We start from the raw sequence: 12,901 nt of genomic DNA, 5'->3' as shown, positions 1-12,901 counted from the left end.
TTCCAGCGCCATCGGCCGGGCAATGGCGCCTCGCCACACTGCCCAGCCACTCAGCGCCCCCTACACCGCCTCGACCTCCATCGCTGCCCCACCCCGCCGCTGCTCACGCCGGCGATGCACCCAGTAGTACAGCGTCGGCAGTACCAGCAGGGTCAGCAGCATCGCCGATAGCAGCCCACCAATCACCACCACCGCGAGTGGCTTCTGGGTCTCGGCGCCGATCGCGTGCGAGGTGGCCATCGGCAGCAAGCCGAACATCGCCAACAGCGCCGTCATCAGCACCGTGCGCAGGCGCTGCAGGGCGCCCTGCACCACGGCGTCGTAGAGCGCCATGCCCTGTTCGCGCAGCTGGCCGAACCGGGTCAGCATGATCACGCCGTTGAGCACCGCTTGCCCGAACAAGGCGATGAAGCCGATCGCCGCCGAGACCGACAGCGGAATACCGGTCAGCCACAGCGCCAGGATGCCGCCGATCATCGCCAGCGGTACGTTCGCCAGGATCAGGGCGGCACTGGTGACGTCCTTGAAGGCATCGAACAGCAGCACGAAGATGATCAGCACCGAGAGCGGCACCACCCAACCCAGACGGGCCATGGCGCGCTGCTGGTTCTCGAACTCGCCGGACCAGTCGATCCGGTAGCCCTCCGGCAGATCGATGGTCGCGTCGACCTGCCGGCGCATGTCGGCCACCACGCTGCCCATGTCGCGCCCGGCGATGAAGATGCTCACAGCTTTGACGCGCTGGGCGTTCTCACGCGAGATGTTGATCGCACCGCTGGCCATGTTGAAGTACGCCACATCTCCCAGTGTCACCGTCTGGCCTGAGGCCGTACCCACCGGCACGGTGCGCAGGCGCTGCAGATCGCGGTCGGCATCGGACAGGCGCAGGCTGATCGGGAACTGGCGCTCGCCCTCCCACAGCTGGCCGACCTCGCGGCCGCCGATGGCGGTCTCGATCACGGCATCGATATCCTGCACGTTGAGGCCGTAGCGCGCTGCGCGATCACGATCGATATCGATGCGCAGCTGCGGCAGGCTGCCGTCGCGGTCGATGAAAGCACTCTCCACGCCCTCCACGCCTCTGACCTGCGCCAGGATCGCCTGGGCCTGGCCGGTCAGCACGTCCAGATCTTCGCCGCTTACCTTGATCACCACCTGGCCCTTGATTTGGGAAATGCTTTCCAGGATGTTGTCGCGCACCGGCTGGGAGATCGAGAACTCGGGGCCGGGAATACGCGCTTCCAGCATGCGCTGCATCTGCGCCACCAGCTCGCGCTTGTCGATCTTCCGGGTCCATTCGGATTCGGGCTTGAGGGTCGGCAGGGAATCATTACGTACAGGGCCAAAAGCTGCCTAAGCGACTGAATTTCAAGGTTGATTGCTCATCTCTCGGGCAGGTTCTCCCCATCTATGGGGTCTGTTCAAGCACCTTGGCTGTGTAGCTCAGCGGCGCCACTTCCCTTTCAAGATCCAGGTGGTAATCGCCGAAGCGATTGATGTGGCTGGTCCGATAAGGCGACAGGCCGGCCAGGATCTCGGGCGTCAGTTCAATCCCCTCCTTCCTCATCTCGGCCAAGTTCCGGCTCATGCCTTCCACGTTGTGGAGGATGATCATGTTGGCCACCAGCTGGCTGTACTTGATGATCTTGCGCTGCTCGTGTTGGACGTTCTCAGCAATGATCCCCTGGCTGCCAAAGAACACCCATTTCACGAAGCCGTTGTATTCCTCGCTCTTGTTGGTGGCAGCATGGATCGTTTTGCGGATCTCATTGTCATCAATGTAGCGCAGCAAGAACAGCGTTCGAACGGCCTTGCCAAGTTCCCGGAAGGCGAAGTACAGCTTGTTCTTCCGGCTGTAGGTGCCCAGCCGGCGCAGGATCGAGGACGCGGTGATCTTGCCCAATCGGATTGAGATCACCACCCGCAGCATGTCGTGGAGATGGGTGGCGATCAGTTGCCAGTCGATGCTGTCCCCGAACAGTGCCTGGATGTTCTTATAAGCCCTACCCGGTTCGGGCCGAAAGAATGTCAGGTCCTTGATGTTCCGGATCCGGGGCATCAGCTGGATGCCCAGCATGTGGGCCAGGCCGAAGACCGGGTAGCTTTGGGCCTGCGTGTCGCCATGGACGATCTCAGGCTGGATGTCGGAAGTGTTGGCCAACAGACCGTCGAGGATGTAGATGCCCTCGTGCACGCCACAGGGAATGAAGTGGCTGAAGAGCGCCACGTATTTATCGGACACATGGTAGTAGCCGATGCCACCGTAGCCGCCGTAGCGGATGTGATACTCCGACAGCAGGTTGTCCTCGTACACGCTCCACTTTGTGCCATCAGCTGATGCGCTCTTGCCGCTGCCCCAATAGCCAGGCAGGTCGAATTTGTTGTAGGTATTGATGACCTCCACGATGGCCTTCTCAAGCACATCCTCGGTCACGTATTTCAGGTTGAGCCAAGCGACTTGGCGCCGGCTGAAGCCCTTGATCGACCGCGCCGTCTGCGTCGGCCCCAGGTTGCAGCCATAGCAAAATAGCGTGGTGATCACACGTCGGGGCAGATCTTCGACCTGGCTCTCGGTGCCGGCGATCGGGCGGAAGAAACGGTGCAGATCCAGCCATTGGCTGGCATCGATCAGGACATCGACGATGCTGGATTCTGGAAGCCGTTCGGCGATGAGGCGATCCACCGTGGTAATCGCGCTGGAGACTTCGGCGCGTTGCCCCTTCCGCAGCACCAGGCGCCCATCCAGGATGTCCGCATGTACGTTCTCCGGGAAACGCGCGTCGACCTCATCGGCCAGGGAGGTCAATTGTGCGCGCAATCCCGCGACGAAAGACTCGGCGTCAGTGGGCAGGCCTGAGACCTGGCCATAGGCTTCCAGTTCCTGGGCCAAGGTAGCTTCATCGACCAGCTGCTCGCGGTAGTCGTCGAAGCGCTCGCTGCTGGGAATGAAGAGATCTCCGGACTTCAGCTCGTCTTTGACCTGCACCAGCACGGCCAGCTCGAAGTACTTACGGTGCATCCAGCCGGCGCCTGCTGCGCTGGCACGCTTGCCGAACACGTGCTGACGCCAGAGCTTGGACATCCAGTCGAAGTCCTTTTCCGGGTCCAAACCAAGGGAAGCGACCTCGATCAGCTCACGGCGTTGGTTACGCAGCGAGAGCACCGCTGCGATCAGCGGCTCCATGCCGGCATCGTGGCTGGTCGCCCGCAAGTTCATCAGCTCCAACCCGTTGAACAGCAGCGGCCTGACCGCGCCATAGGGCTGCAGCATGAAAGGCAGGTAGTTCTTCCCGGCGTAGGCCATATGTTCTTCGCATTCGGCCAGCAAGGTCGACACTTCCGCTTCCAGGCTGTTGTCGATGGCATCTACGCGCTGACTATCGCTGCCGTCGAGCTGATAGGCCTGCAGGATCTCCTTGAGCTGGCCGATGAGGAAGTCGGCCCGCTTGGCATGTTCGAGCTGGTAGGCCAGCAGCTTCTGTTGCGCGGTGTTTTCCAATCCACGCACCTGCTTGATGAACAACTCGGCTGCATCATCCAAGGTCTTGGCGTGCTGGGCGCGAATGAAGATGGTGGCCAGCGCATAGCGCTTGTCCTCAGCCAATTCGGCCAGTTCGCTTGCGTCGTAGGCGCGAGCCATTGCACGGAACTGCTTGAGCTTGGGCACCGGCACATCGATGGGAGGCAGCTGGTCGGCCAGCTGCTGCAGCATGCGGATGTGCTGCAGATAGAACCGAACTTCCTTGTTGGTGGGCCGGCCGGGCTCGCGCTTGAGCGATTGCCAGCCGGTGAACCTGGACCCTTCCGGTGCGCGCAGCAATTCGTCGATGAGCGTGCGCGTGGCAGGCGTCAGTGCGTGACTAATGCTGCGGTAGTAGCGCAGATTGACCCGCTCACGGGCGCCGATGGCGGCCAGCTCCAGGGTGCGGAAACCGGGCAGTTCGTAGCGATGGTGCACCAGCTCTTCAAGCAGGACGTTCACGATGTCCGGGATGGTGTGCTTGGTCTGGGCTGCACCGGTGGCCACCGTGTCCAGCCAAGACAACCCGGCTTTGTCCAAGGGACGCACCCCAATGAACTGCCGAAGCTGCGGCATATGCCGGCGCTGGCTGCCGGAGGCGTCGTAACGTTCGAGCTGGTCGGTGTCCAATACGCGCCCGAGTCGGGCGGCCTTGGCGATGTGCTTCCGGATCCGCTCGGGTACGTCGGCCAACACCGTGAAGTAGCCCAAGCGTTGGAAGAGCTTGAGATGAATCAGTACCGCCAGCTGCGGACCCGGCTGGGTGGTCAGCTGCTTGGCGAATGCAATCTCAGCGGCGGTCGGGGTATAGATCTCCTCCAGTTCCTTGGCGGTGGGATCAGGCTTCAGTCGCGGGTAGGCGGTCTCGTGAAGGGTAGCCATTGGATCCGGAGGGTGTGAGGGGGATCAGTCCCAGTGCCGGCCGTCGTCTGTACTGAGCGACGCTTCCAGGAAGCACTGGTGCGTATCGGCCATGCGGTGCATGTCATCGAGCAACGTGGCCAGGATTTCATCCAGATCCCTTTCGGGATCGGTGGGAGCAGTCAACTGGTACTCGCTGCTGGCGGTGTTCAGGCGCACAGCCTGGAACGGGGCCAAGCAGATCTCTTCAATTCGGCCTCGGGCCTTGGCCGCGCCGCGGCCGGCGCGGGCAAACGGGGTCAGCACCAGGCGTAGGCGCAGCTGCAGGGCAGATTTGCCCTCGGGCGCCGGCAGCACCATCGTCGGAGCTGGCGCGGTTGGGCTGGGCAGGCTCGCTTCAATGCGATCCCGGGCGAACGGGTCACGCCCGTCCAGGTAACGCATGGCCGAGTGCACATCGCGCCAGCCCACGTACTCCATCAGCGCCTTCATATCCCAGCCTTGGTCGTTGGCCCAGCTGGCAAACCCGCGGCGCAGCGAGTGGCTGCTGTGGAGCCCAGCATCGGCAAACCCGGCACTGGCCAGCAACTCGCGCAGCAAGCGCACCAAACTGTTGGGATGCAGGCCCTCGGCGCTCACCTGGCCCCATTGGTTAACCGCCCGAAACACCGGCCCTTCGTGCAGGTCGGCCGCCTGCAGCCACGTCTGGGTCGCCTCCACCGGACACAGCCGCGACAACGCTGGCACTTTGTAGGTGACGCCGGCGGCCTGCCTATCGCCCTTGCTGCGCGGCAGGAAGCAGGTCATCCCCTGTCCCGGCACCAGCGTGAGATGGGCCACTTCCAGCCGCAGCAGTTCATCGCCGCGAAAGCCACGCCAGAATCCGAGCAGCACCAGCGCTCGGTCCCGTTGGTGGCGAAGCGCTGCCGCTCCATCGCCCCGGGCATGCGCCGCAGCGATCGCGGCAGCCAACCAGTCATCGAGCTCGACCAGCCGCCGAATCTGCAGCGGCGCGGCTTGCTTGACCTGGCCCGAGTGCAGGGTCTGGATGCCTTTGAGCACCTTGCGCACCAGCGGCGACCGGGTCGGGTCGACAAAGCCGTGGTCGCGGTGCCAAGAGGCAATGGCGGCCAGCCGGTGGCGAAGGGTGCTGGTGGCCAGGGTCTGCGCATACGCGGCCAGGTAGCGGGCCACGCTGTCCGGTGTCGCTGGGAGGTGTCCTTGCCACTCGACTTCAAAGTGCCGCAGCGCCGACGCATAGCTGCGCACCGTGTTCTGGCGCGTGGCCGCATCGAGGTAGCGGTCCAGTTCGGTCACTGGCGCGTGGCCTCCACCGAGGCCGGCTGCCGCAGCGTTGACAGGATGGTGCATTCAGCCCGCTGCCCGCCGTGGCAACTGGCAATCACCCGTTCCAGCTCGCTTGCCATGCGCTGCAGGTCGGCCATGCGCGCCCGCACGTCGGTCAGATGGCTGCGGGCCAGCCGATCCACGTCCCCGCATGAAAGCTCTTCATCGCCCGCCAACTGCAGCAGGCTGCGGACCTCCTCCAGGCTGAAGCCCAGGTCCCGGCCGCGCGCAATGAAGCGCAGTCGCTCGATGTCGGCCGGGCCATAGACCCGGTAGCCATTGCCCGAGCGCCCCGGGCGCGGCAGCAGGCCGATCCGCTCGTAATAGCGGATGGTCTCCAGATGGCACCCACTGGCGTCGGCAGCCTCACTGATTTTCATTCGTAGTACGCTTGACTCCGTAGTAGCTACGGACTTTACCCTCACCGGCTGTGTCATGCCAGCGTCCCGCCCGGGCCCGGCTTCCTTGCGAATGGAGATGTTCCGATGAGTGATTGTGGCTGCCACCACGAGGCCAAGAATGCGCAGGAGCAGCGCGTCCTTTGGATCGCCTTAGCATTGAACGCGGCGATGGCCGTGATCGGCGGCATCGCCGGCTGGATTGCCCATTCCACTGGCCTACTGGCCGACGCTCTGGACATGCTGTCCGATGCCACCGCCTATGCCATTGGCCTGGTCGCTATTGGGCGCACGGCGCGCTTCAAGGCCAATGCCGCGTGGGTCAGCGGCAGCGTGCTGCTTGTGCTGGGTGTGGGCGTGTTGGCCGAGGTCGGCCGCCGCGTAATGTTCGGTGCCGAGCCGGTCAGCGGCTGGATGATTGGCACCGCCCTGCTGTCGCTGGTGGTCAACGTGACGGTGCTGCGCATGCTGGCGCCGCTGAAGTCCGGCGAGGTGCACCTGCGGGCGACCTGGTTGTTCACCCGCGCCGATGTGGTGGCCAATGTTGGGGTGATCCTGGCCGGCCTGTTGGTGTGGTGGTTGGCTAGCCCGTACCCGGATTTCGTGATCGGCGCCCTGATCGGTCTGTATGTGATCAAGGAAGCCTTCGAGATCCTGGGTGATGCCCGCCGGGCACGTGCCGACGCGCGCAAGACCCCTGCATGACCGCCCGTGGCCGGCTGCGGACGGGCCTACGCTGGCTGCTGCTGGCGCAGCTGGCGATGGGTTTGCTAGTCCAGCCGGTCTTGGGTCTGGCGAGCGAACTGCACGTTCACATCCATCCGACCATTGCCGCCCATGGGCCGGCAGTGGTCGCACCAGCACCTGAGCGTGGCATCGGCGCCGCCTTGCACCGGCTTCACCAGCTGGCGCTGTGCTGCAGCCAAGCCGCACAGCCCCCTGAGATCCTGCTGTCCGTTGCGGACATCGGCCGGCATTTGTCGGTGATGCACGTCAACACGGTCCCGTATCCGCACGAGCAGCCGGTCGCGCCGTTCCGGCCTCCGATCGCAGGGTGATCTCCGCCGGCAGCGCCGGCCTAGCGACCTGCTGCTGTGCGCGGTTGGTGATCGTTTGTTGATGTCGAAACCCTTCGGAGTACTTCCATGCATGTGCGATTGGCGGCCTTGGCCGCATGGCTGCTGCTGACTGCGGCGACAACGCCGGCGGCAGCGGCCGAACTGATGACCTTGGACGACGCGTTCGCGCGCGTGGCCCAAACCCACCCCGAGCTGCGCTTGGTCGATGCGCGGGCCACCGTGCTCGCTGCCGAGCGCGACCAGGCGGTGCAGCGCCCACCGTGGACGCTCGGTGCCGAGGTCGAAAATGCGTTGGGCACTGGCGCGGCCCGCGGTCTGGACAGCGCCGAGTTGACCTTGAGCCTGAGCTCGGTGCTGGAGCGCGGCGGCAAGCTCGACGCCCGGCGCACCTTGGCCCAAAGCCGGATTGATGCACTGGCCGTGCAGCGCGAGACCGGGCGGCTGGACTTGCTCGCCGAGACGGCGCAGCGCTATTTGGCCGTTGTCGGTGCCGACCGGCAACACAGCCTGGCGGACATGGATGTTGGCCAGCGCCAGCGAACCGTGGCCGCTGCCCGGCAACGCCTGCAGGCCGGCGCTTCACCCGAATCGGTGCTGCTCACCGCGCAGGCAGCGCTGGCGCGGGCCGAGCTGACGCGTGATCGGGCCGAGCAACAGCGATTGGCCGCCCGTCAGCATCTGGCCGCGCTGTGGGGCGAACGTACTCCCACCTTCGAGGTGGCTCCGGCCGATCCGATGGCCCTGCCGGCGATCGCCTCCATGCAGACGCTGGCCGATGAGCTGGAGCGGACTCCGGAACTGGCGCAGTTTGCCGACGCCCGACGGATCGCGCAGGCGCGACTCCAACTGGCACGTTCAGCGGCCTCACCGGACCTGTCCTGGCAGCTCGGCGTGCGCCGCCTGCAGGAGACCGACGACACTGCACTGGTCGCTAGCATGTCCATACCGCTGGGCAGCCGCAGCCGCGCACAGCCAGAGATCCGCGCCGGCGAAGCCGAGCTGGAGGTCCTGACGATCGAGCGCGAGGCCAAGGGCCTGTCGCTGTACTCCACGCTGGTCGAGGCCCATGGCCGCTACACCGTGGCGCAGGCCGAGGTGGCGCGGCTGCAAGGAGACGTACTGCCGAAGTTGGCCCGGGCCGAGCAGGCTGCCGAGCGGGCCTATCGCGCCGGCGCGATCAGCTATCTGGAATGGGCACAGTTGCAATCCGAACGCACGGCCATGGCCCAGCAGCAGCTTGACGTCGCCTTGGATGCGCAGCGCGCCCTGATCGAAATTCAACGACTGACCGGCCAGGCGCTTGTCACGCCGCCGGCGGCCGCTTCCACCGGAGAGACCCCATGAATCGCTTTTCCTGGACCGCACTGGGCATGGCCCTGATGCTGGCCGCCTGCAACGCGTCGACCCCCAACGAAGCCTCTGAGGGCGGCGCCGCCGCTGAGGGCGAAGAGCACGGCGAGCACGAGGAAGCGCCGCTGGAAACCAAGATTGCCGCCAAGGCGGCGCAGGCGGCGGGTATCCAGGTCGCGCCGGCAGGCCCCGGTGAGATTGCTGACGAGCATGAGGTGCAAGGGCTGCTCACCCCCATCGATGGGCGCATCGCGCAGGTCACTGCACGCTTCCCCGGACCGGTCCGCTCCGTGCGAGCCGGCGTGGGCGATCAGGTACGGGCCGGCCAGGCACTGGCCACGGTAGAGAGCAATCTGAGCCTGACCACCTATACCGTCACCGCGCCGATCAGTGGCGTGGTCATGGCGCGTACGGCCGCTGTGGGCATGGCGGCTGCTGAGGGCGCGCCACTGTTCGAGGTCGCCGACCTGTCCACCCTGTGGGTGGACCTGCACATCTTTGGGGCCGACGTCCAGCACATCGGTGCCGGCGTACCGGTGACGGTCACCCGCTTGAGCGATGGCGTCACCGCGCAGACCACCTTGGAGCGCGTCCTGCCCGGCACCGCCACGGCCAGCCAAAGCACCATTGCGCGCGCCACCGTGGCCAACACCGATGGCCTGTGGCGGCCGGGTTCGGCGGTCAAGGCGCGGGTCACCGTGGATCGCCAGTCGGCGGCACTGGTGGTGCCGATCACCGCGCTGCAGACCGCAGAAGACCAGGACGTGGTCTACGTGCAGCAGGGAGAGACCTACCACACCCGGTCGGTCAAGCTGGGGCGCCGCGACGCTGAGCGCGCCGAAGTGCTGGAAGGGCTCAAGGCCGGTGAACAGGTGGTGGTGGCCCAGAGCTTCCTGATCAAGGCCGACATCGAAAAATCCACCGTCGAAGAAGACCATTGAGGCCCGCCATGCTCGAACGCCTCATTGGGCTGTCCATCCGCCATCGCTGGCTGACGCTGGTGTTCACCGCTGCGCTGGTTGCGCTGGGCGTGTGGAGCTACCGTCACCTCTCAATCGACGCCACGCCGGACATCACCAACGTCCAGGTCCAGATCAACACCCAGGCCCCGGGTTACTCACCGCTGGAGGCCGAGCAACGGGTCACCTTTGCCATCGAAACGGCCATGGCCGGCCTGCCCAAGCTGGACTACAGCCGCTCACTGTCACGCTACGGGCTCTCCCAAGTCACTGTCGTGTTCAAGGACGGCACCGACCTGTACTTTGCCCGCCAGCAGGTCGCCGAGCGCCTGCAGCAAATCGCTTCCCAGCTGCCCGAAGGATTGGACCCGGAAATGGGGCCTATCTCCACCGGACTGGGCGAGATCTTCATGTACACCGTGGAGGCCGAGCCCAACGCTCGCAAGCCCGACGGCACCCCGTACACGGCCACGGATCTGCGCACCCTGCAGGACTGGGTGATCCGGCCGCAGCTGCGCACCACGCCCGGCGTCACCGAGGTCAACACCATCGGCGGCTTTGAGCGGCAGATCCACATCACCCCCGACCCGGCCCAGTTGGTGGCGCTGGGCTTCACGTTGAACGACGTGGTCGCCGCGGTCATGCGCAATAACCAGAACATCGGCGCCGGCTACATCGAGCGCAACGGCCAGCAGTTCCTGGTGCGCGTGCCCGGCCAGCTGGCCAATCTGGAGGCGATCGGCAACATCGTGCTGGACCGGCGCGATGGCGTGCCCATTCGGGTGCGCGATGTGGCCAGCGTCGGGGAAGGCAAGGAGCTGCGCACGGGCGCGGCCACCCAGAACGGCCATGAGGTCGTGGTCGGCACCGCCTTCATGCTGTTCGGCGCCAACAGCCGGGAGGTCTCCCAAGCGGCTGCGGCCAAGCTGGACGCCGCCAACGCCAGCTTGCCCCCGGGCGTGCATGCAAAGGCCGTGTATGACCGCACCGCGCTGGTGGACCGCACGATCAGCACGGTGTCCAAGAACCTGATCGAGGGCGCGCTGCTGGTGGTGGTGGTGCTGTTCCTGCTGCTGGGCAATGTGCGCGCTTCGCTGATCACCGCCGCAGTGATTCCGCTGGCGATGCTGTTCACCATCATCGGCATGGTCCGTGGCGGCGTATCGGGCAACCTGATGAGTCTGGGTGCGCTGGACTTCGGCCTGATCGTGGACGGGGCGGTGATCATCATCGAGAACTGTCTGCGCCGGTTCGGGGAGGCGCAGCACGCGCTGGGCCGCCAGCTCAACGATGAAGAGCGCTATGACCTGACCGCCTCGGCCACCGCCGAGGTGATCCGTCCCAGCCTGTTTGGCCTGGGCATCATCGCGGCGGTCTACCTGCCGATCTTCGCGCTGTCCGGGGTGGAAGGAAAAATGTTCCACCCGATGGCGATCACGGTGGTGCTGGCCCTTACCGGTGCCATGGTGTTGTCGCTGACCTTTGTGCCGGCAGCGATCGCCACCTTCCTGCGCGGCCGCGTGGCTGAGCACGACAACCGCCTGATGCGCTGGTCGCGGGCCCGCTATAGGCCGCTGCTGGATTGGGCGCTGCGTCGGCGCGTGGTGGTGCTGGCCGGCGCGGCCGTGCTGGTGGTGGGCTGTGGCGTGCTGGCCACCCGCCTGGGCTCGGAGTTCGTGCCGAGCCTGGATGAAGGCGACATCACCTTGCAGCCCATGCGTATTCCCGGCACCAGCCTGGAGCAGTCGGTCGCCATGCAGGAAACGCTGGAGAAGCGCTTGGCCCAGTTCCCGGAGGTAGCCAACATCTTCTCCAAGATCGGCACCGCCGAGGTGGCCACCGACCCGATGCCGCCGTCGATGGCCGACACCTTCCTGATGCTCAAGCCCCGCGACCAGTGGCCCGACCCGCGCAAGCCCAAGGCCGAGCTGGTAGAAGAGCTGGAGGCAGCGGCCAAGGAAATTCCGGGCAGCAATTACGAGTTCACCCAGCCTATCCAGATGCGCACGAACGAGCTGATCTCCGGCGTCCGCTCTGACGTTGCGGTCAAGGTCTACGGTGACAACCTCGACCAGCTGACCCGTCTGGCCAGCCGGGTCGAGCGGATCATGCGCAGCGTCCCCGGCGCCAAGGATGTCAAGGCCGAGCAGGTCACCGGCCTGCCGCTGCTGACCATCACACCAGATCCGGCGGCATTGGCTCGGTATGGCCTGAACCCGGGCGACGTGCAAGAAACGGTGGCCACCGCCATTGGGGGCAGTGTCGCCGGCCAGTTGATTGAAGGGGACCGTCGCTTCGACCTGGTGGTGCGCCTGCCCGAATCGCAGCGCCAAGACCCGGCCGTGCTGGCAGATTTGCCGATTCCGCTGCCGGCAAGCACCAGTGTCGACGAGTCCAGCCGTCTGGCCGCCGGCGCCAATGGAGGGCCTCGTACGGTGCCACTGCGGGAAGTGGCGAAGATCCAGGTGGAACGCGGGCCCAATCAGATCAATCGCGAAAACGGTAAGCGGCGCGTGGTGATCACCGCCAACGTGCGGGAACGCGATCTGGGCGGGTTCGTCGGCGAGTTGCGCACGCGCATCGGCCAAGATGTCACGCTTCCAGAGGGCTACTGGATCGATTACGGCGGCACTTTCGAGCAGCTGATCTCGGCCACCCAACGCCTGGGGGTGGTCGTTCCGGTGACGCTGGCGTTGATCTTCGCCCTGCTGTTCATGGCCTTCGGTTCGGCCAAGGACGCGACCATCGTGTTCAGTGGTGTGCCACTGGCGCTGACCGGCGGTGTGCTGGCGCTGGCCCTGCGCGGGATTCCGCTGTCGATCTCGGCCGGCGTGGGCTTCATCGCACTGTCGGGCGTGGCCGTACTCAACGGCCTGGTCATGATCGCGTTCATTCGCCGCTTGCGCGAACAGGGTGATCCGCTGGACGAGGCGGTACGCGACGGCGCCCTTGGCCGGCTGCGGCCGGTGCTGATGACCGCCCTGGTAGCCTCGCTTGGGTTCCTGCCCATGGCCTTGAATGTCGGTGCTGGCTCGGAGGTGCAGCGGCCGCTGGCCACCGTCGTCATCGGCGGCATCGTCTCATCCACCGCATTGACCTTGTTGGTGCTGCCGGTGCTTTATCGTTGGCTGCATCGCGACCGCGCTCCCCGCGCCGGCAGCACTGCTTTGGAGTCTTCGGCACCATGAACGAGCTCAACCTGGAACAGGTGCGTGCGGCGATGTTTACCGACCCGGGCGTGAAAGCGGTGGACGACCTGCGGGGTTCACCCCCGTTTTCACGGACACTTACGAGAAGGCCGATCAAGGCCATGAGGAGTGTTCATGTCGAAGCGAAGGAAGTTCAGCACCGAGTTCAAGCGCGGTGCGGTTGAGCAGGCCAGCCAGC

At 65.4% G+C, this 12,901-nt stretch carries 8 protein-coding genes and 1 pseudogene; 5 read left to right on the top strand and 4 right to left on the bottom strand.

From position 1 onward, the window contains the following. Positions 1-60: 60 nt before the first annotated feature. From NJD74_RS14015 to NJD74_RS14000, 4 genes and pseudogenes are all read right to left on the bottom strand, one after another. A pseudogene (locus NJD74_RS14015) lies at positions 61-1,335 on the bottom strand (efflux RND transporter permease subunit); the annotation flags it as partial. A gap of 73 nt (positions 1,336-1,408) precedes the next feature. Further along, positions 1,409-4,402: a Tn3 family transposase gene (locus NJD74_RS14010; RefSeq protein ID WP_319624382.1), complete on the bottom strand. Its 2,994-nt coding sequence runs from the start codon at positions 4,400-4,402 to the stop codon at positions 1,409-1,411. Between the two features lie 24 nt (positions 4,403-4,426). Then, positions 4,427-5,698: a site-specific integrase gene (locus NJD74_RS14005; RefSeq protein ID WP_319624381.1), complete on the bottom strand. Its 1,272-nt coding sequence runs from the start codon at positions 5,696-5,698 to the stop codon at positions 4,427-4,429. Next, positions 5,695-6,108, bottom strand: coding sequence for a helix-turn-helix domain-containing protein (locus tag NJD74_RS14000; protein WP_014159616.1), 414 nt, complete (start codon positions 6,106-6,108; stop codon positions 5,695-5,697). Before NJD74_RS14000 ends, NJD74_RS14005 begins: the two co-directional genes overlap by 4 nt. A gap of 105 nt (positions 6,109-6,213) precedes the next feature. Here NJD74_RS14000 and NJD74_RS13995 point away from each other — a divergent pair, with 105 nt between their 5' ends. The 5 genes from NJD74_RS13995 to NJD74_RS13975 all read left to right on the top strand — a co-directional run bounded on the left by NJD74_RS13995 (position 6,214) and on the right by NJD74_RS13975 (position 12,702). Then, positions 6,214-6,831, top strand: a complete 618-nt coding sequence (locus tag NJD74_RS13995) for a cation transporter (RefSeq protein ID WP_024956708.1) — start codon at positions 6,214-6,216, stop codon at positions 6,829-6,831. Then, positions 6,828-7,184 carry a hypothetical protein gene (locus tag NJD74_RS13990; RefSeq protein WP_024956707.1) on the top strand — a complete coding sequence of 119 codons (357 nt, stop codon included), beginning with the start codon at positions 6,828-6,830 and terminating at the stop codon, positions 7,182-7,184. Before NJD74_RS13995 ends, NJD74_RS13990 begins: the two co-directional genes overlap by 4 nt. An 87-nt stretch (positions 7,185-7,271) precedes the next feature. Further along, positions 7,272-8,549 (top strand): TolC family protein, encoded by a 1,278-nt coding sequence (locus tag NJD74_RS13985; protein WP_024956706.1) that lies wholly within the window; start codon positions 7,272-7,274, stop codon positions 8,547-8,549. Next, a complete protein-coding gene (locus tag NJD74_RS13980) occupies positions 8,546-9,496 on the top strand; it encodes an efflux RND transporter periplasmic adaptor subunit (RefSeq protein WP_024956705.1) in 951 nt (316 codons plus the stop codon). The genes NJD74_RS13985 and NJD74_RS13980 overlap by 4 nt, the downstream gene beginning before the upstream one ends. A gap of 8 nt (positions 9,497-9,504) precedes the next feature. Beyond that, on the top strand, positions 9,505-12,702 hold the full coding sequence (locus NJD74_RS13975) for a CusA/CzcA family heavy metal efflux RND transporter (RefSeq protein WP_319624380.1): 3,198 nt from the start codon (positions 9,505-9,507) through the stop codon (positions 12,700-12,702). Positions 12,703-12,901: the final 199 nt, after the last annotated feature.

This window comes from Stenotrophomonas sp. RG-453, from assembly GCF_033843685.1.
In the GTDB taxonomy this organism is placed as follows: Bacteria; Pseudomonadota; Gammaproteobacteria; order Xanthomonadales; family Xanthomonadaceae; genus Stenotrophomonas; species Stenotrophomonas bentonitica_A.
This window is presented reverse-complemented; position numbering and strand designations above follow the sequence as displayed.